The 16,281-nt window shown below is 40.9% G+C and carries 24 protein-coding genes; 4 read left to right on the forward strand and 20 right to left on the reverse strand.

Annotation, left to right across the window (positions count from 1 at the left end; translation table 11 throughout):
• Window positions 1-45: 45 nt before the first annotated feature.
• Both INP83_RS13335 and INP83_RS13340 read right to left on the reverse strand, forming a co-directional pair.
• A complete protein-coding gene (locus INP83_RS13335; RefSeq protein ID WP_219124631.1) occupies window positions 46-582 on the reverse strand; it encodes an RNA methyltransferase in 537 nt (178 codons plus the stop codon).
• A 22-nt stretch (window positions 583-604) separates the two neighbouring features.
• On the reverse strand, window positions 605-1,774 hold the full coding sequence (locus INP83_RS13340; protein WP_219124632.1) for a galactokinase: 1,170 nt from the start codon (window positions 1,772-1,774) through the stop codon (window positions 605-607).
• A 142-nt stretch (window positions 1,775-1,916) separates the two neighbouring features.
• On the opposite strand from INP83_RS13340, the gene INP83_RS13345 reads away from it, so the two are divergent.
• Entirely contained in the window at window positions 1,917-2,207 is a 291-nt protein-coding gene (locus tag INP83_RS13345) for a YciI family protein (protein WP_146272092.1), read from the forward strand.
• A gap of 2 nt (window positions 2,208-2,209) precedes the next feature.
• Here INP83_RS13345 and INP83_RS13350 read toward each other — a convergent pair whose 3' ends face one another.
• The 4 genes from INP83_RS13350 to INP83_RS13365 all read right to left on the reverse strand — a co-directional run bounded on the left by INP83_RS13350 (window position 2,210) and on the right by INP83_RS13365 (window position 6,818).
• Complete coding sequence (locus tag INP83_RS13350) at window positions 2,210-2,599, reverse strand: hypothetical protein (RefSeq protein WP_219124633.1); 390 nt, start codon at window positions 2,597-2,599, stop codon at window positions 2,210-2,212.
• A 65-nt stretch (window positions 2,600-2,664) separates the two neighbouring features.
• Window positions 2,665-3,534, reverse strand: coding sequence for an aldo/keto reductase (locus INP83_RS13355; RefSeq protein ID WP_219124634.1), 870 nt, complete (start codon window positions 3,532-3,534; stop codon window positions 2,665-2,667).
• 107 nt (window positions 3,535-3,641) lie between these two features.
• Entirely contained in the window at window positions 3,642-4,046 is a 405-nt protein-coding gene (locus INP83_RS13360) for a DUF1761 domain-containing protein (protein ID WP_219124635.1), read from the reverse strand.
• A 54-nt stretch (window positions 4,047-4,100) separates the two neighbouring features.
• Complete coding sequence (locus INP83_RS13365; RefSeq protein ID WP_219124636.1) at window positions 4,101-6,818, reverse strand: carboxypeptidase regulatory-like domain-containing protein; 2,718 nt, start codon at window positions 6,816-6,818, stop codon at window positions 4,101-4,103.
• A 164-nt stretch (window positions 6,819-6,982) separates the two neighbouring features.
• On the opposite strand from INP83_RS13365, the gene INP83_RS13370 reads away from it, so the two are divergent.
• Window positions 6,983-7,450, forward strand: coding sequence for a CYTH domain-containing protein (locus INP83_RS13370; protein WP_219124637.1), 468 nt, complete (start codon window positions 6,983-6,985; stop codon window positions 7,448-7,450).
• A gap of 49 nt (window positions 7,451-7,499) precedes the next feature.
• Here INP83_RS13370 and INP83_RS13375 read toward each other — a convergent pair whose 3' ends face one another.
• A complete protein-coding gene (locus INP83_RS13375) occupies window positions 7,500-7,715 on the reverse strand; it encodes a hypothetical protein (RefSeq protein WP_146272098.1) in 216 nt (71 codons plus the stop codon).
• Window positions 7,716-7,945: 230 nt separating this feature from the next.
• On the opposite strand from INP83_RS13375, the gene INP83_RS13380 reads away from it, so the two are divergent.
• Complete coding sequence (locus INP83_RS13380; RefSeq protein WP_219124638.1) at window positions 7,946-8,452, forward strand: hypothetical protein; 507 nt, start codon at window positions 7,946-7,948, stop codon at window positions 8,450-8,452.
• Between the two features lie 75 nt (window positions 8,453-8,527).
• Here INP83_RS13380 and INP83_RS13385 read toward each other — a convergent pair whose 3' ends face one another.
• The 9 genes from INP83_RS13385 to INP83_RS13425 form a co-directional block, all read right to left on the reverse strand.
• The gene (locus tag INP83_RS13385; protein ID WP_186458766.1) at window positions 8,528-8,704 is read right to left on the reverse strand and encodes a hypothetical protein; all 177 of its coding nucleotides are present in this window, start codon (window positions 8,702-8,704) and stop codon (window positions 8,528-8,530) included.
• 24 nt (window positions 8,705-8,728) lie between these two features.
• Window positions 8,729-8,938: a hypothetical protein gene (locus INP83_RS13390; RefSeq protein WP_146272100.1), complete on the reverse strand. Its 210-nt coding sequence runs from the start codon at window positions 8,936-8,938 to the stop codon at window positions 8,729-8,731.
• 76 nt (window positions 8,939-9,014) lie between these two features.
• Entirely contained in the window at window positions 9,015-9,224 is a 210-nt protein-coding gene (locus INP83_RS13395; RefSeq protein ID WP_219124639.1) for a hypothetical protein, read from the reverse strand.
• Between the two features lie 74 nt (window positions 9,225-9,298).
• Window positions 9,299-9,508 carry a hypothetical protein gene (locus tag INP83_RS13400; protein WP_219124640.1) on the reverse strand — a complete coding sequence of 70 codons (210 nt, stop codon included), beginning with the start codon at window positions 9,506-9,508 and terminating at the stop codon, window positions 9,299-9,301.
• Window positions 9,509-9,583: 75 nt separating this feature from the next.
• Window positions 9,584-9,790, reverse strand: coding sequence for a hypothetical protein (locus INP83_RS13405; RefSeq protein ID WP_219124641.1), 207 nt, complete (start codon window positions 9,788-9,790; stop codon window positions 9,584-9,586).
• Between the two features lie 55 nt (window positions 9,791-9,845).
• Window positions 9,846-10,034, reverse strand: coding sequence for a hypothetical protein (locus tag INP83_RS13410; RefSeq protein WP_219124642.1), 189 nt, complete (start codon window positions 10,032-10,034; stop codon window positions 9,846-9,848).
• A 74-nt stretch (window positions 10,035-10,108) separates the two neighbouring features.
• Window positions 10,109-10,255, reverse strand: a complete 147-nt coding sequence (locus INP83_RS13415; RefSeq protein ID WP_219124643.1) for a hypothetical protein — start codon at window positions 10,253-10,255, stop codon at window positions 10,109-10,111.
• A gap of 48 nt (window positions 10,256-10,303) precedes the next feature.
• Window positions 10,304-10,456 carry a hypothetical protein gene (locus tag INP83_RS13420; protein ID WP_186458768.1) on the reverse strand — a complete coding sequence of 51 codons (153 nt, stop codon included), beginning with the start codon at window positions 10,454-10,456 and terminating at the stop codon, window positions 10,304-10,306.
• Between the two features lie 33 nt (window positions 10,457-10,489).
• Entirely contained in the window at window positions 10,490-10,636 is a 147-nt protein-coding gene (locus INP83_RS13425) for a hypothetical protein (protein WP_219124644.1), read from the reverse strand.
• A gap of 327 nt (window positions 10,637-10,963) precedes the next feature.
• On the opposite strand from INP83_RS13425, the gene INP83_RS13430 reads away from it, so the two are divergent.
• Complete coding sequence (locus tag INP83_RS13430; protein WP_219124645.1) at window positions 10,964-12,400, forward strand: tetratricopeptide repeat protein; 1,437 nt, start codon at window positions 10,964-10,966, stop codon at window positions 12,398-12,400.
• Window positions 12,401-12,409: 9 nt separating this feature from the next.
• Here INP83_RS13430 and INP83_RS13435 read toward each other — a convergent pair whose 3' ends face one another.
• From INP83_RS13435 to INP83_RS13450, 4 genes are all read right to left on the reverse strand, one after another.
• Window positions 12,410-12,691 (reverse strand): hypothetical protein, encoded by a 282-nt coding sequence (locus INP83_RS13435; protein ID WP_146272105.1) that lies wholly within the window; start codon window positions 12,689-12,691, stop codon window positions 12,410-12,412.
• A gap of 271 nt (window positions 12,692-12,962) precedes the next feature.
• Complete coding sequence (locus tag INP83_RS13440; protein ID WP_146272106.1) at window positions 12,963-13,334, reverse strand: helix-turn-helix domain-containing protein; 372 nt, start codon at window positions 13,332-13,334, stop codon at window positions 12,963-12,965.
• Between the two features lie 163 nt (window positions 13,335-13,497).
• The gene (locus tag INP83_RS13445) at window positions 13,498-15,780 is read right to left on the reverse strand and encodes an ATP-dependent helicase (protein WP_219124646.1); all 2,283 of its coding nucleotides are present in this window, start codon (window positions 15,778-15,780) and stop codon (window positions 13,498-13,500) included.
• 76 nt (window positions 15,781-15,856) lie between these two features.
• Entirely contained in the window at window positions 15,857-16,276 is a 420-nt protein-coding gene (locus INP83_RS13450) for a hypothetical protein (protein ID WP_219124647.1), read from the reverse strand.
• Window positions 16,277-16,281: the final 5 nt, after the last annotated feature.

Genomic DNA, 16,281 nt, shown 5'->3' on the forward strand with positions numbered 1-16,281 from the left:
TTTGCGCAATCAGATAAGTTGCAAATATGAACTATGAGCTATGAACTATGAACTATAAACTATCTTCACGTAAAAATCCCACAACACAATACCGGCTGATACCACAATATTAAAAGAGTGTTTTGTGCCAAATTGAGGGATCTCAATACAAGCATCGATCTGCTGCATCACTTCATCGCTTACGCCGTTAACCTCGTTGCCGAATATAAGCGCGTACTTTTTCCCAGGCTCGGGGGTGAAGGTATTGAGCATAGTACTGTTCTCAGCTTGCTCAATGGCGATAATGGTGTAACCCTCTGTGCGTAAGTGTTCAACGGCCTGTACAGGTGTTTCAAAATACTGCCAGTTAACTGAGTTGGTTGCGCCCAGGGCAGTTTTCTCTATCTCCCGATGTGGCGGCTGAGCCGTAATACCGCAAAGACAGATCTGGTTGACCGCGAAACCATCTGACGTGCGGAAGATAGAGCCAATGTTGTGCATGCTGCGCACATTATCAAGCACTACAGCTACAGGAAGTTTATCCTGGGCTTTAAATTCTTCTACTGAAGCACGATTAAGTTCGTCAAGTTTTAGTTTGCGCATTATAAAGTCTAAAGCCGCAAATTTACGATTTTACAGCTTCATTCAACCTACCTACGCCGTTGCCGATAAGTGAACTGTAAACGGCAGGTGCATAACCTATCTTATTTGTGTAGTAAGCAATAACCTCTTTGCTAAATTGCTCAAAGGCGCTGCCCTTAACCAATGCAATGGCGCAGCCGCCAAAGCCTGCGCCGGTCATACGCGCACCGGCCACGTCGGGGTTGGTTTTTGCGTACTCAACCACAGTATCCAGTTCCTTGCCGCTTACTTCGTACAGGTCGCGCAGCGAATCGTGAGAGGCATACATCAACCTGCCAAATTCTGCCAGGTCGTTATCATTCAATGCTTCTGCTGCCAGTTTAACACGGTCGTTCTCTTCAACCACGTGTTGTGCACGTTTTAATACGGTCTCATCTTCTATCAGGTTCTTGCACTTGTTAAAGGTTTCTGTATCAATATCGCACAAATAAGTAATATCTAACTGCTGCTGCAATGCTTTAAGCGCTGTTTGGCATTCCTGTACGCGTTCGTTGTATTTTGATTCGGCCAGCTTGCGGGGTTTATTGGTGTTGATGATAGCCAATACATAATCTCCCAGGTTGCTGTCTACAGCTTCGTAATCCAATGAGTTGCAATCCAGTTTCAGTGCTTTGTTTTCTTCACCAAATGCAACAGCAAACTGATCCATAATACCGCAGCTAACGCCGATAAATTTGTTCTCAACCGCTTGAGAAAGCTTAACCAACTCCAGTCGCGAGTAACCGGCGTTGAAAAGTTGATTAAGGGCAAATGCGGTCACAACCTCGATGGACGCAGACGACGATAGTCCTGAGCCAATAGGGATATCGCCGTAAAATAACATATCCAGCCCTTGTAATTGCTTGCCGTTTTTTTGAAAATGATCAATAACGCCAATAGGATAGTTATACCAAGTTTCGCCGTTTTTTTGGTAAGAGCTCTGCAAAGGCACTTCTGCATGCTCGTCAAAATTCAAACTTTTGAATCTGAAGACGTTATCATTATTAGGTGTAACCAACAAGTAAGTGCCAAAAGTGATAGCACATGGCATTACCAAACCACCATTGTAATCAATGTGTTCGCCGATAAGGTTTACGCGGCCGGGACAAAAAAAAGTATCGGCTGCTTGCTTGCCATAAAGTTCTGTAAACGCTTCTTGAAGTTGACCTTTCATAATTGGTTATCGGTGATCAGGAAACAAATATTGTAAAAAAGACAGTTATTGTTACATCCTGTTCAAAATAAATTTACAACACAATTTTGGTGGTGCTAAACATCGTTCAGTTTTCTTTGTTGCTTTAGTAAATAACGATATCATGAACCAATACCTGGTAACAGCATACGATTATACCGACGAAGGCGCCCTTGAACGCCGCATGAATGTACGCCAACATCACCTGGATAGCGCAAAAGAACTGAAAGCCACTGGCAATTTTATATTGGGCGGTGCTATGCTTGATGACGACGGCAAGATGATAGGATCAGTACTGGTGATGCAATTTGAAAGCGAGGAACAATTAGAAGCATGGAAACAGGGAGAGCCTTACATTACCCAAAAGGTTTGGGAAACAGTAGACGTAAAACCATTTAAGGTTGCGCCGATATGATCTTAAATAAAAGATTCGTATTCCCAATACCCTTGCACATTTCTGATATAACGTGCTGTGTACTCTTTACCCTCCGTCCTGAATTGGAATGAGAAGTGCTGTGCAGTAGGGTCTGATGGAAGAAATTGCTCTACAATGCTATCAGCTACAAATTTTACCTTTTCGTTTTCTGATGGTTCAAGGGGTTCTTTTTTTAAAGCTTCTCTATAATCCGAAAAGTTAGCGTAAAGCAGCTTATCGCCTGCATTTTGACGTGCGGCATTAAATGCAGCCCCTTCTGTGGCATCTCGATATTCTTCCATTGCTTTCAATAATCCGTCAGCAGATATCTCAGGAAGGCCGTCAGCATCCGTAGTATAATATTTGGCGAGTATTTCTTCTTTACTTTTCACACCGTAAAAATAGCAGAAAAATAAAAAAGGATGCCGTGTATGGCATCCTTCAAAATTATAGTTTGTTAACCTACCGGAGGCGCAATGCCATCCAATTGGTCTATGTCGTCAGCATCCAAGTTTATCTCTGCCGATTTCATGTTTTCTTCGAGATGGCCTACGCTTGATGTGCCTGGTATCAACAAAATGTTTTTTGAGTGCTGCAGCAACCAGTTCAAGGCAACCTGGTGCGCAGTAGCGCCGTGTTTTTCGGCTACTTTTTGCAAAATCTCCTGGCTGGCAACATTACCTGCATTAAGCGGGAACCATGGTATAAAGGCTATATCATTATCCTCGCAATAGTTTAATACACCTTCCCATTTGCGGTTATCAACGCTGTACATATTCTGCACTGATACTACTTCAAAAAATTCCTGGGCATGTTTAATATCATCAACACTAACTTCAGATAAACCGATATGGACAATTTTACCCTCTTGCTGTGCTTGCTTTAAAAACCCGAAAGTTTCTTCGGCAGGCACCTTAGGGTCTATCCTGTGTAACTGATACAGATCTATGCGATCAAGTTTCAATCGTTTCAGGCTTCCCTCTAATGCTTCCTTCAAATGTTTTGGGCTTGCGTCAACCGGCCACTGGTCAGGCCCGGTGCGGAGCAGTCCACCTTTTGTGCCTATCACTAAGCCGGCAGAGTATGGGTACAAAGCTTCGGCTATTAATTCTTCAGATACATGCGGGCCATAGCTGTCTGCGGTATCTATGAAATTTACGCCTAACTCAACTGCACGCTTTAATACACGTATGGCTTCGTCTTTATCTTGCGGCGGGCCCCAAATGCCTTTGCCTGTAATACGCATAGCGCCATAGCCCAAACGGTTAATGGTAAGCTCACCGCCTATTGTGAAATTTGGTGAAATATTATTTGTTACGTTACTCATAAATTGATCTTTAAGATTTATAAGAATAACGCCTGCTGTGTGCTATTGTTCGCCAAAAAGCTCACACCATTGTCATAAACTTTGGTGTGATAAATTGTTGATAGCCACTATCTCCAAATGCCGATTATAGCGCCCATTACGGTAAGCGTAACCACGCTATAACCGCCGTTTATAAAAATGAGGCGCCAGCTTTTAAGTTCAAACAAACTATGGATCGCAACTGCACTGAATGTCCAGATGCCGGCGAGGAAGCTCGCGGTTGCGCCCCAGCTTACATCGGTTTTAGCATCAGCAAGAAACATGGCTAGGTTAAATGCCATGAGTAACGAAAAGAATGCTGTAAAGCCAAATATTTTGGCCTTGTTTCCTTGCTGTATAGCATCAGTTGTTAAACCGTTGTCGGCCATCCAGGCTTTACCGAAAACTGAAGGAGCATACCAGATACCACCAATAGCAAACCCCGATAATGCTGCTACCAATACCGCAGGTAAATTAAGTTGTGATAAATTCATATTAATCAGGTTTAATTGCCTGAATATACGAAGATGCTATTAATTCAAAAACAACTACTTAACCGTGTAACGATATATATAACGGCCTAAGTTACCATCCGCATCAAAACCCTCTATGGTAGCACGGTAGGTGCCGCGCCCATCTGCATTGAAGAAGTCAACAGAAGTGGTACCAGTTACCTTATCGGTCCTAACTTTTGGGCTCCAGTAAATTGTACTGCGCAGGTCTCCGCCGAAGGCACCTTGTTTTAAGGCATCATACTTGGGCGAATAAAACTCTTTGGCCACTGCATAACCAAAGCCATTGTAGGTAAGCACATTTCCTTTCGGGATCATATCCTGTAATTGTTGTAAAGTTATCCGCTCACCCTTTGGTTTCTTTTTCGTGATGATAGATATGATACCATCTGATTGATATGTTCTGTTTATTGAACTTACGCCATCACTTTTAAATACGTCTATCACTTCAACATCACGCCCTGCAATGCTGTTCAAATATCCATAATCAACAACTTTACCATCTACAAACACCTGTATGGGTAACTTATTGGAGTTGGAGATATTTTTGGAGAAATATAGGTTGTTATCTTCCGCCGTAACGCCCAAAAGATTTGCCGGGAGACACACGTAGAGATTTGGACAATCTTGAAATCTCTCGCCTGTGAGGCTTTGGTCTGACATGGCCGGCAGTCCGCTAAGCATGCTATAATCCTTATAGCTCGGCTTTTTTACCATTGGCCTTGCCTTAATCGTTACTTCCTTTAAAGTGTGCGTGTTATCATACTGCCGTTTGCTGTTGACAAGTAATGTCTTAAAGGCACTGTCGATATTCATTATTTCGTCAAGATTGTAAATATTCTTGGTTGCAGGCTGGTATGGGTCACCGTTAACGCTGATCACCAAATTACGGCTGTTAACATTGCCACGTGCGTTTAAAACTATCTCGGCCGAATCAGCAAAGTCAAGTTTAGAAACTTTGAAGTTGCCCTCCATATCGGTCATAGTTTCTGTAAAAAATCTTTTTGATGGTATCTGCAACCTCAAATTACCTCTCGAAATTGGCATGCCTGTATTGTTTCTAAGCATACCGGTTATCTCTAATCCGTTTTGTTCTGGCTGCAAAACTATTTGAGGTACTTTATTAAGGATAACATTACGATAAGATATACGGCGATATCCTTGTGTAAGCATCAATACGTCAAGATCTGCAGCTGCATTGGCATTTTTTGTAAGAAAATAATAATTAGGTTTCTCAACATTGCCCTTAAGTTCTGATGTAAGTAATAGATCTGATAAAATAGTGGTTTCGTTGTCCTCATCATACGGAACTTTTGTTTCGTCAATTACCGAGATAGAGAAATCGCCTGCTACGGGAGCGGCTCCTTTTTTGGCGGCAACCTGCAGATGGACTTTTTGACGGGCACCATAGGTTTTCTTATCAGAGTTTAAGGCAATATTTAGTGCATCGTTCCGCTGTACAAATATCACGCGCTCTGCGAGTATAACGCCTCGCTCGCTCATTAAACTGAATTGGATTACTCCGGTAGGAAATTTATCACGTGGAATTGATGAAGTAAAGGTTTCTTGTGTGAGGGCGGTTTGAGCGGCAAAATAAACTGCACCGCCATTTTGTGCCAACACATAATACATTTTTCCCTGGTTAGCTGCAAAGTAAGTTTGGTTAGCCGTTAGTTTGATATTAACGTTATTTGGGTCAAAATTATTTACAGCCAAGCTTATACCAGACGGTTTAATGCGCGGCATATCATAAGAAGCCGTTGAACCGTCTGAGAAAGTAATATTAGCCTTATAGGTTTTGCCATCCTGCGGTGTAAGGATAAAAACGCCCATACCAGCGTGCTGAGATTGAAGCTGAGCCACGGTTGCACCTGTATTATCTATTACTACACCTTTGATATTTGTGCCCAAGCCATTGGCATTGATAGCTTTGAAAGCTATTTTTGATTCTACCCCCAGTGTTAATTCACCACCTTCAGGGAAAAATTGGACATCATGCTGTTCCGCAGCACCCTGTAATGGAAACCGATCAAGCTTTTCCTTTTTACCTGGGGTTTCCAAATTAGCAATTAGCGTGGCTTTTTGAAGGTTGGTATTGGCCGCTTCGCTAAGCGGCACTGTAATGTTTCCATTGGCATCTGTTGTGGCTTTTCCTTTTGCAACTTCATCTCCATTGGCATTTGCTATGCTCCAGTTTACACGCCTGTTAGCCAAACCGGCCCCACCGGTTTCTTTGTAGGCTATTACTGCAATCGGTTTACCGGTATTTTTAAACGTAATACCTGTGTTAATGCCTTCAATTATAGAGTTGCCGATAGTGATATTTTTATTAAAATAGTAGTCGGGATCATAATTGCGCATGTATTGCGTGTATCCTCTTAGGTGATAATTTCCCTGGCGATAGGTTTCTGCCGGAAGAAAGATGTTACCATGGGCAGTACCGTTAACAACCGGCATTTTAAGAACTTTAATTATCGAATCCTTATCATTTGCTATATCAACATAAACAATATTGCTTAACACAGTAGGCTGGTGCTTGTCAATGGTAACATAAGCTTTAAACCAAATGGTGTCGCCTGCCGTGTAATAGGGCTTATCTAAATGCAGGTAAACCTTTTCAAAAGGAAAGGCATTGATATATTGAGAGGTTTTTGTAACAATAGTTTTAATACCAATGGTATCCCGTTGAGCAAAAACGGTTGAAACTGAAAACAAACACGAAAACAAAAACAGCGTAAATTTCTTAGGGTTCATATCTCAGAATGATCAGAATGATATAGCACGGCTAATATAAACATTTAGCCTAAGCCATGGCTTCTACAAGCGGGCTTTTAACATTTCATTAACTCTATCAGCAACAAAAAATTTTACATTTGAAGCTAAATGTTTAAATAAATCACTGTAAAAATTAAGCTACAATGGGCCAGGAGATAGAGAGAAAGTTTTTAGTAGATCATGATAAATGGAATGCCCTAAAAAAGCCGGAAGGTAATATCTACAAGCAAGGGTACATTTTAAATGAAGATACACGTACCGTACGTATAAGAGTTACAAATAATACAGCATACATTACGCTGAAGGGAGCGGCCGATGGTATTAGCAGAAGTGAATTTGAATACGAGATACCAAAACTACAGGGCTCAGAGATACTTGCTGAATTTGCAACGTCATCAGTAGAGAAAACCAGGTACAATATTTCTTACAAGGGGCATCTGTGGGAGGTTGACGTTTTTGAAGGAAGTAACAAAGGATTGATTGTTGCAGAGATCGAATTGAAAACTGAGGATGAGAGCTTTGAAAATCCTGATTGGGTAACAGAAGAGGTAAGTTATGACAGCCGTTATACCAATGCAATGCTATCTGTAAAGCCTTACAGCAGGTGGTAACAAAAAAGGCCTGCAAAACTGCAGGCCTTTTTTCTAATGTTATTATTATTTACCAGCCAGAGCCTTTTTTAGCGTTACCATTTTTGATATGCTCTTCTGCCGCAGCTTTACCCATAATTGCTGCCATTTTGTTTCCTTCAGCATCTTTACCAGTAGCAATATATCTGCCTGATTTTACATCAATAACCGGATCGATCATTGGAACATTCTTGGTTTTTGTTTTAACTGAATAGGCGGTAATTCCACCTTCTTTTTTTGCTGCCATGTTTAAGTTTTTTGTTTTCTGTAAGTAATGTATTAATTCCGTTTGTGCTAATACTGGCTTAAAAAGCCTGTTGCAAGCCATAACGTGGGCAATATATATATAAATGTGCAACTAACAAATTTAAAAGCCACAATCGCAATCTATAACCGCTATTGCCAGTATAATGTTACACAATTAACAACATTTACTCCCCAATGTTGTTTAGCTGTAAACAAAAACTGAGATCAACAATGAAACCTTATTTTTTAGTATGCGCGCTTGCATTAGCCTCCTGCGCTGGAAATGGAGAAAAGAAATCTGACACGACGGCTAATGTTAGTGGCGACACTACCGCAAAATCTGAAATGAAAGCACCTGCGCAAAAGATGGATTATTGCTTTATCCGTACAGAGGGTACAAGTAACCAGGATACCACCGCTGTACATTTATTATTAAAAGGCGATAAAGTGACCGGTGAAATGAAGTGGTTACCAAAGGAAAAGGATAGCCGAAAGGGAACCTTGAATGGAACATTAACGGGTAACGAGATAAAAGCGGTTTGGAGCTTTATGCAGGAAGGTATGAAAGACTCTATGAATGTAGCTTTTAAACTATCAGGACAGGAACTGGCGCAAAAGCCATTTAAAGTTAATGCTGCAGATGGTAGACAGATTACCGATGATGCCGCCGGATATACTTTAACATACAAATTGGATAATTGTAGCCAGTTCAAAACTGCCGGTAAACCGGCTATGTAAATTATTTGGCCTCGCGCCTTCTGACGCCTCGTTGATTTTTAACGGGGCATTTTTGTATATAATGATTGCACGAAATTAATCGGCAGTTGCGATATCTGATTTTGGCGAAGCGGCTGTGGCGTTAACCTTCAGGTTGTTGATCTCCTGTTTAGTATTTACAGGTGCAGATGTGTTATCACTTTTGGTTGATAAAGAATAAGCGGTAACTCCTGTACTTAGAAGTAATGCTGCAGCAATGATAAACTTTTTCATAGTTAAATTTTTTTGGCTTAATAATTAGTCAGCAGTACCTATGTCTTTTTTAGTGTCTGCGGTGCCAATGTCTTTTTTTGTGTCAGCGGTACCGATATCTTTCTTGGTGTCAGCAGTGCCTATGTCTTTTTTGGTATCAGCTGTACCGATGTCTTTTTTAGTGCCTGTTGCTGCGTTTGCTACTGATAAGCTTGTTGATAATACTACTGCTGCTGCTATGATGAACTTTTTCATGATCGTTTTATATTTTGAATGTTTTTATCTGTGTGTTAATTGATGTCTCTGGTTGGAATAAGGCCTTGTGGGATGATTAGTCAGCGGTGTCAATGTCTTTTTTAGTGTCAGCGGTGCCAATGTCTTTTTTAGTGTCAGCTGTACCGATGTCTTTTTTGGTGTCAGCAGTGCCAATGTCTTTTTTGGTATCAGCTGTACCGATGTCTTTTTTAGTGCCTGTTGCTGCGTTTGCTACTGATAAGCTTGTTGATAATACTACTGCTGCTGCTATGATGAACTTTTTCATGATCGTTTTATATTTTGAATGTTTTTATCTGTGTGTTAATTGATGTCTCTGGTTGGAATAAGGCTTGGGGATAATTAGTCAGCAGTGCCGATATCTTTTTTCGTATCAGCGGTGCCGATATCTTTCTTGGTGTCAGCTGTACCGATATCTTTTTTAGTGTCCGCAGTGCCAATGTCTTTTTTGGTATCAGCTGTACCGATGTCTTTTTTAGTGCCTGTTGCTGCATTTGCTACTGAAAAACCTGTTGATAATACTACTGCTGCTGCTATGATGAACTTTTTCATGATCGTTTTATATTTTGAATGTTTTATCTGTGTGTTAATTGATGTCTCTGGTTGGAATAAGGCCTTGGGGGATGATTAGTCAGCAGTGCCGATATCTTTTTTGGTGTCAGCGGTGCCAATGTCTTTTTTGGTGTCAGCGGTACCGATATCTTTCTTGGTATCTGCAGTGCCAATATCTTTTTTGATATCAGCTGTACCGATGTCTTTTTTAGTGCCGGTTGCGTTTGCTACTGATAAGCTTGTTGATAATACTACTGCTGCTGCTATGATGAACTTTTTCATGATCGTTTTATGTTTTAATGTTTTTATATCTGTTGACTGTTATTGGCTGGTGTAATTAGTCGGCGGTGCCGATATCTTTTTTAGTCATTTTAGTTACCTGGTCCGCATTAGTAGCTACAGGTGTACTTTCTTCTTTTTGCGGCAATGATGGGGTGGTAAGTGTAGTATCACGGTGCATAAATGCTCTTGCTGATACGATGCCAGTTGATAAGATGATGGCTGCTGCTATGATTGACTTTTTCATGTTTGTAAATTTTAAAAGCTTCTTTTTATAGGGGTATTAATAATTTCGTTTAACCGTAGTGAATGGATCAGTAATTAGTCGGCAGTACCGATGTCTTTCATGTTAGGAGAGGTGCTGCGTTCGTAACGTGCTGTTACTTTAATATCTGCCCGTTTTGTGCATGATGGTAATACACCTAATGTTAACACGATGGCTACTGCTGCTATAATGATCTTTTTCATGATGATTTTTTCTAAAGTTTTGTTGTAGATATTGATTTAAGTTGCTGATCAGTCGGCAGTGCCTACTTCTTTTCTGAAAGCTGATGTTGGCTGCTCAATTTTAGCGGTGTTTTGCACCTTGTTGTCATCGTGTTTTGTGGTTGATGCCAACAAGCCGCTTGTTACTAAAACCACTATTGCTACTGCTGTAAACTTTTTCATATCTCGTTTATCTATTTACTTTTTTAACAAAATTTAATCTGCTGTGCCTATATCTTTTCTAATGCCAATGGTTGCTTTCAGCAAAACATCCATGCTTGTACGCACGCTTGTTTGCTTGATGCAGGATGATAGAAACATGCCGCACAACAGTAGGATATATCCAAGCAAAGTTTTTTTCATTTTGTTATTGATTAACATTTTAAATTATCTAACTTGCTAATTAATCTTTTTTCAATTTGCCTAACTACACCCTTTTGTGTACTGATGTAACTGTAGGTTGATAAAGTTTACTATAGGGCATATTATTTTCAATTACGTAATAATACGCCAATATCAGTATAACTTATTAACAATCAATAAATTAACAACACAAATATAGATATGTTTTTTAATTCTCAAGCAATTGTGAAAAAAAAATTCTTAACCTTTTTTTCACTAATTTTAGCACTTAAATAAAGTGCGATTTATTTCATAACTTACACCCAATTATTACCGTATAGAGGGCTGATGAAAAGAACCTTTTCTCTTCTTGTTTTTTTTCTGATCACGTTTGTTATTTATGCGAAGGGTAATGATGATATCACGCAAAAAGATACCACTGAAATAATAAAGCTTAACAGGCAGGCATACGCTAATCGCCTCACAAGTCCTGAGCAAACGATAAGCGATGCAAGTAAGGCGCTGGATATGGCGGTTAAGCTTGATTATAAAGCCGGTATAGGCGAAGCTTACCGTGTGCGCGGTATTGGTTATTATTATCTTAACCAGGCAACCGCTGCTATCAACGACTATCTGAACGCGCTTAGCACATTTGAGAAAGCAAAGGATCTGCGCTCACAAGCTAAGGTTAACAACAACATAGGAAACCTTTACCTTGATAATAATCTTACCAAGGCTTTGGAGTATTTCAAAAAATCACTAACTATAACAGAGCGTTTAAACGATAGCAGTTTAACTGCTTCGTTATATATGAACATCGGCAACGTATATTACCGTAAGAACAGTTTTAACCAGGCTCTTAACTACTACGATAAAAGCAACGCCTTATTTGCAAGCCTGGGCGATAGTGCAAACCTGGTACAATGCCTGCAAAACCGCGGTGTTATCTATTATCATTTAAATGACTACGATAAAGCCGAAAAGCTTTTATTAGCAGCCAATAAAGCTGCCAAGGCTCAGGATCTAAACAAACCTGTTGCAAGCACCAATCTTACCTTGGCATCTCTTTATATAGCGCAAGGCAAGTTTGATGAAGCAGAGCGTATAGTGCACGAAGGAGAGGCTTATGCCGCCGCATTAAAGGACGAAAAGCTGACCAACGATTATAATTACACCATTTACCAGTTGGAGTTTAAAAAAAAGAATTACGAGAAAGCCTTACGCTATCTTCAAACGATATTCAGGCAGGATAGCTCTATACACATATCAAACGAATCGACACAGATAAACCTGATACAGGAGCAATTTAAGCAGGAAGCTAAACAGCGCGATACGGAGCTTTTGCTGGTAAATCAACAGAACGACCGGATAAAATTTTGGGCAGTTACAGTAGTGGCTGGTCTGCTACTGGTTGTTATTGGTTTGTTGGTGAGCAATGTTAAGCGTAAAGCAGCAACCAACGCCCAGCTTACCGGGCTTAACGAAGAGGTATCCCGTCAAAAAGATAACCTGGATAGGGTGAATCATCACTTGGAAGAAATTATTGACGAGCGTACAAAAGATCTGCAGGTTAAAAACAAAAAATTGTCCGATTACTCATCTTACCTGTCGCACCAGATACGTGGGCCAATCGCCACACTACGTGGTTTGATGAATTTGGAAAAAGAAGGCCTTGTTGATGAAAAAGAATGTATCAACATGATGGATAAATGCGTCTCAGACATCGATCAAAAGATCATTGAGATGAGCGAAATGCTTAATGAAGGGCCAAGGACGATAGTCTAATATATTGTTTTAATTCACCGCCGGATAAGTACTATGTATCTGAGCGTCCATCAAACCAAGATAAACGCAATATCTTGATATCATCTGTAAAATAAGAAGCTGCCTGTGGCGTTTGTAGCCTTCAGTTTCAAACGCTATAGTCTGGCTACCTGCAGTTACAAAAAATCTCACCTCACCATCCTGTTGCTTTGCACGGGACTTAAATAAATCGAACACCTTAACCTTTAAGCTGCTGCGACGGTCATGAATGGTGCCCTTACGGTGGCTATCGGCATTTGATATTGATATCATGTAATTACACATATAGTACAATTTATAGATGTACAATGTTATTACAACAATAAAACCAAAGGTGAGCGATAACAGAGTTTAAGTACTGATAAAACAAAAAATCGGTAACAGAGTAGTGTTTTTTGTCGCTTTACGTAATAAATTAAGGTTGACTTAATAATATTACGTAAAGCGTAAATTTTCTACATCTATTACCGAACTGAAAAACAGGATACCTGTTTTGTTTTTTGAACAGTAGGGGCGTAATTAAATATAGCAGGGGTGTCTTTATTTAAATACTCACGCCGTTTTTGCTCAATAATTCTTCATAAAGCAATATCACTTTGCGTTGCAGGCTGGCAATCTCAGTTTCGCGGTCAAGAAGTTTCTTTTGAACAATGTTAAGGCTTTGATCTTGCACCGGGGCTTCTTCTATATGATCAAGCGATAACAGGTTCACAACACTTACCTCAAAGATGTTAGCGATCTGCTCCAAACGCGAAAGGTTGATATCGGTAACACCGGTCTCGATCTTTGAGAATGCGGGGATTGATATTCCTAAACGGTTTGCTACATCTTCCTGACTCCAACCATGCTCATGGCGTAACGCTCTGATATTCTTGCCAGCTGATTTGTTGGTCTTTTTCTTAATAGTCTCGCTCATCATGTACATAATAGTTAATTAAGGGAATAAGGATATTAACCATTAACCAATATGGATGCCAATAGCGAAAAGTGCCTCTATTGTGTCAGATTAACGTTTAGTTAACGATGAGTTATTTTTGATGTAGAATTTGTTCCCCAAATATTGGGTATTTTAAGCGCGATTACTCACTTACTATGCTCAATTTTGCGAACTTTAACAACAGCTGTTTTTGCCCTATTTCTTTAAAAAATATGGTAGCTTTTACATCTGGTTTATTACCTTCCAGGCTTATCACTTTACCAAAGCCAAAGCGCTCATGCTCTACTTGCATCCCCACCTGAAGGTTAGCGGTGTCAGCTGGTTTAAACCCTGCCGATGGCACGTGTGCTTTTGCCAATATCGAGGTTGTTTTAACCGGCGGTGCGGTAGCCGGTTTTGGTTTAGAAAATGTATCGGCGGGCTTCCTGCTCCAAGCGCTGCGCTCATCTCCAAAAGAGGCTGATGGAGTTGGGGCGGGTTTAGCAGAAAAATCCAGCTCAAGATACTTGGCATCTATCTCATCCAAAAAACGGCTTGGCTCGCAGTTAATAAGCGTGCCAAACTTAAATCGGGATGTTGCGTAGCTGATGGTTAATTTATACTCGGCGCGGGTGATGGCAACGTAAAATAAACGGCGCTCTTCTTCAAGGTCACTACGCGAATTGAGGGACATTTGCGACGGGAAAAGGTTCTCTTCAAGCCCAACAATGTGCACCTGAGGGAATTCTAGCCCCTTAGAAGAATGGATGGTCATTAATGAAACGGTATCGGCATCCTTATTCTTATCATTATCGTCGTTAGTTAAAAGCGCCACATCCTGCATAAAAATCTCAAGGCCTTTTTCTTCAATATCTTCCCGCTCGGAGAACTCCTTGATACCGTTTAGTAACTCTTGTATGTTTTCGTAGCGATTAAGGCCCTCAACAGATTTATCGTCGTAAAGATCTTTAAGTAAGCCCGAGTGTTGCGCAATATGTAAGGCGGCATCATAGGCGCTCAAAGTTTTAGTTATAACCTGGAAACTCTGGATCATGGTGGCAAAGGCCATTAACGATGCCGGCGCTTTTTCAACATAACGCGGTGCCTGCAAGATCACCTCAAAAGGCGTAAGCTGATTTCTGTCGGCGGCAACAATAATGCGGTCTACAGTAGTATCGCCAATGCCTCGTTTAGGGTAGTTGATAACTCTTTTAAGCGCTTCTTCGTCGTTTGGATTAAAGGTAAGTCTGAAATAAGCAATGAGATCCTTTATCTCCTTGCGCTGATAGAAAGACATGCCGCCGTATATCTTATACGGAATATTGAGCTTCCTCAAAGCCTCCTCCATGGAGCGCGACTGCGCATTGGTACGGTATAAAATGGCGAAAGCCTTCCATTTTAAACCATTGGTGCTGCGTTGCTGCATAATGGCTTCAGCTACCATTTTGCCTTCTTCATTGTCGCTGAAGGCACGCATTACTTTTATCTTATCACCACTGTCCTTTTCAGAAAAGACGTTCTTTTTAAGCTGATCTTTATTGTTGGCTATGATGCTGTTAGCAACGTTCACAATATTTTGTGTAGAGCGATAGTTCTGCTCCAGCTTAAACACTTTCAGATCAGGGTAATCCTTCTCAAAGTTGAGGATATTTTGAATGTTTGCCCCGCGGAAGGCGTAAATACTCTGTGCATCATCTCCCACCACACACAAGTTTTCGCTTACGGCTGCTAAACGCTTTACTATAAGGTACTGCGAAAAGTTGGTGTCCTGATACTCGTCAACCATCAGGTATTTAAATTTATGCTGATACTTGTTCAGCACATCCGGGTGGTTCTTAAGCAGTTCATTAGTTTTAAATAGCAGGTCATCAAAATCCATTGCGCCTGCGCGGAAACAGCGTTGGGCATACGTTTCGTAGATCTTACCCAACATTCCGCGGCCGCTACTAAAATCATCAGCCTGGATCTGGTCGTTATTTTGATATTCCTGCCAGCCTACCAGGTTATTTTTGGCAGCCGAAATACGGTTATAGACAAAGTTTTGGTTGTACAGCTTATCATCCAGCTGCATTTCTTTTAAGATGGCACGGATAACACTCTTGCTGTCGTCAGTATCGTAAATGGTGAAGTTATTTGGATAACCGATCTTATCAGCTTCTACACGTAGTATCTTGGCAAATACAGAGTGGAAGGTGCCCATCCAAATATTCTTTGCCTCGGGGCCAACTATATGGTTAATACGCTCGCGCATTTCCTTGGCGGCCTTATTGGTAAATGTTAGTACCAATATGTTAAACGAATCAACACCGCTGCGAATAAGGTGAGCCACACGATAGGTGATAACGCGCGTTTTGCCCGATCCTGCGCCGGCAATGATCATTACCGGGCCTTTAATTTGTAAAACGGCAGCTTTTTGTTCGGGATTTAACCCCTGTAGATAATCCAAATCCAGTTCCTCTTTTCTGTGTCTGCGAAATTAACACTTTGGCAGGGAAAGCTAACAAAATTGGTAAGGCAAATTTTCAACGATGGGTTGTTTTGTCAACTGTCGGTAGCAGGTGGTTATTCATGGCCTGATAAATTATCCAGCCGAAAGGTATGAGCCAAATTATATCGTTCCAAACGTTTACCCAAAAGAAGACAGGCGCAAGCTTACCCTGCCATATATAATAAACAGAGCCTAAAGGTCCCAGTAGTTTACCAATAAAGCCTACCAATATCAGCGGCCAATATACCTGCGGGTCGCGCCCCGCAAAGTAGTAGGCCACACCATAAACGCCAACCAGCATCCCAACGCATTGTAAAATAATGATGAGAAAATCAGTAGGCGGGTTGCCAAACAGGATGATCTCCGGCTTAAGCGATATCGCCGCTCCACAGAAAATATTGTACGCTGCCGCAAGATACATGATGATTTTGGCGGTTTTAAGTTTGGTGTACATAATGA

Origin of the sequence: Mucilaginibacter sp. 21P, from assembly GCF_019331605.1 — a bacterium.
Taxonomy (GTDB): Bacteria; Bacteroidota; Bacteroidia; order Sphingobacteriales; family Sphingobacteriaceae; genus Mucilaginibacter; species Mucilaginibacter achroorhodeus.

What these genes read in the sequence shown, in the direction of transcription:
- INP83_RS13335 (WP_219124631.1), bottom strand. Translation starts at nt 582, where the DNA reads ATGCGCAAACTAAAACTTGACGAACTTAATCGTGCTTCAGTAGAAGAA.
- INP83_RS13340 (WP_219124632.1), bottom strand. Translation starts at nt 1,774, where the DNA reads ATGAAAGGTCAACTTCAAGAAGCGTTTACAGAACTTTATGGCAAGCAA.
- INP83_RS13345 (WP_146272092.1), top strand. Translation starts at nt 1,917, where the DNA reads ATGAACCAATACCTGGTAACAGCATACGATTATACCGACGAAGGCGCC.
- INP83_RS13355 (WP_219124634.1), bottom strand. Translation starts at nt 3,534, where the DNA reads ATGAGTAACGTAACAAATAATATTTCACCAAATTTCACAATAGGCGGT.
- INP83_RS13360 (WP_219124635.1), bottom strand. Translation starts at nt 4,046, where the DNA reads ATGAATTTATCACAACTTAATTTACCTGCGGTATTGGTAGCAGCATTA.
- INP83_RS13365 (WP_219124636.1), bottom strand. Translation starts at nt 6,818, where the DNA reads ATGAACCCTAAGAAATTTACGCTGTTTTTGTTTTCGTGTTTGTTTTCA.
- INP83_RS13370 (WP_219124637.1), top strand. Translation starts at nt 6,983, where the DNA reads ATGGGCCAGGAGATAGAGAGAAAGTTTTTAGTAGATCATGATAAATGG.
- INP83_RS13375 (WP_146272098.1), bottom strand. Translation starts at nt 7,715, where the DNA reads ATGGCAGCAAAAAAAGAAGGTGGAATTACCGCCTATTCAGTTAAAACA.
- INP83_RS13380 (WP_219124638.1), top strand. Translation starts at nt 7,946, where the DNA reads ATGAAACCTTATTTTTTAGTATGCGCGCTTGCATTAGCCTCCTGCGCT.
- INP83_RS13385 (WP_186458766.1), bottom strand. Translation starts at nt 8,704, where the DNA reads ATGAAAAAGTTTATCATTGCTGCAGCATTACTTCTAAGTACAGGAGTT.
- INP83_RS13390 (WP_146272100.1), bottom strand. Translation starts at nt 8,938, where the DNA reads ATGAAAAAGTTCATCATAGCAGCAGCAGTAGTATTATCAACAAGCTTA.
- INP83_RS13395 (WP_219124639.1), bottom strand. Translation starts at nt 9,224, where the DNA reads ATGAAAAAGTTCATCATAGCAGCAGCAGTAGTATTATCAACAAGCTTA.
- INP83_RS13400 (WP_219124640.1), bottom strand. Translation starts at nt 9,508, where the DNA reads ATGAAAAAGTTCATCATAGCAGCAGCAGTAGTATTATCAACAGGTTTT.
- INP83_RS13405 (WP_219124641.1), bottom strand. Translation starts at nt 9,790, where the DNA reads ATGAAAAAGTTCATCATAGCAGCAGCAGTAGTATTATCAACAAGCTTA.
- INP83_RS13410 (WP_219124642.1), bottom strand. Translation starts at nt 10,034, where the DNA reads ATGAAAAAGTCAATCATAGCAGCAGCCATCATCTTATCAACTGGCATC.
- INP83_RS13415 (WP_219124643.1), bottom strand. Translation starts at nt 10,255, where the DNA reads ATGAAAAAGATCATTATAGCAGCAGTAGCCATCGTGTTAACATTAGGT.
- INP83_RS13420 (WP_186458768.1), bottom strand. Translation starts at nt 10,456, where the DNA reads ATGAAAAAGTTTACAGCAGTAGCAATAGTGGTTTTAGTAACAAGCGGC.
- INP83_RS13425 (WP_219124644.1), bottom strand. Translation starts at nt 10,636, where the DNA reads ATGAAAAAAACTTTGCTTGGATATATCCTACTGTTGTGCGGCATGTTT.
- INP83_RS13430 (WP_219124645.1), top strand. Translation starts at nt 10,964, where the DNA reads ATGAAAAGAACCTTTTCTCTTCTTGTTTTTTTTCTGATCACGTTTGTT.
- INP83_RS13435 (WP_146272105.1), bottom strand. Translation starts at nt 12,691, where the DNA reads ATGATATCAATATCAAATGCCGATAGCCACCGTAAGGGCACCATTCAT.
- INP83_RS13440 (WP_146272106.1), bottom strand. Translation starts at nt 13,334, where the DNA reads ATGAGCGAGACTATTAAGAAAAAGACCAACAAATCAGCTGGCAAGAAT.
- INP83_RS13450 (WP_219124647.1), bottom strand. Translation starts at nt 16,276, where the DNA reads ATGTACACCAAACTTAAAACCGCCAAAATCATCATGTATCTTGCGGCA.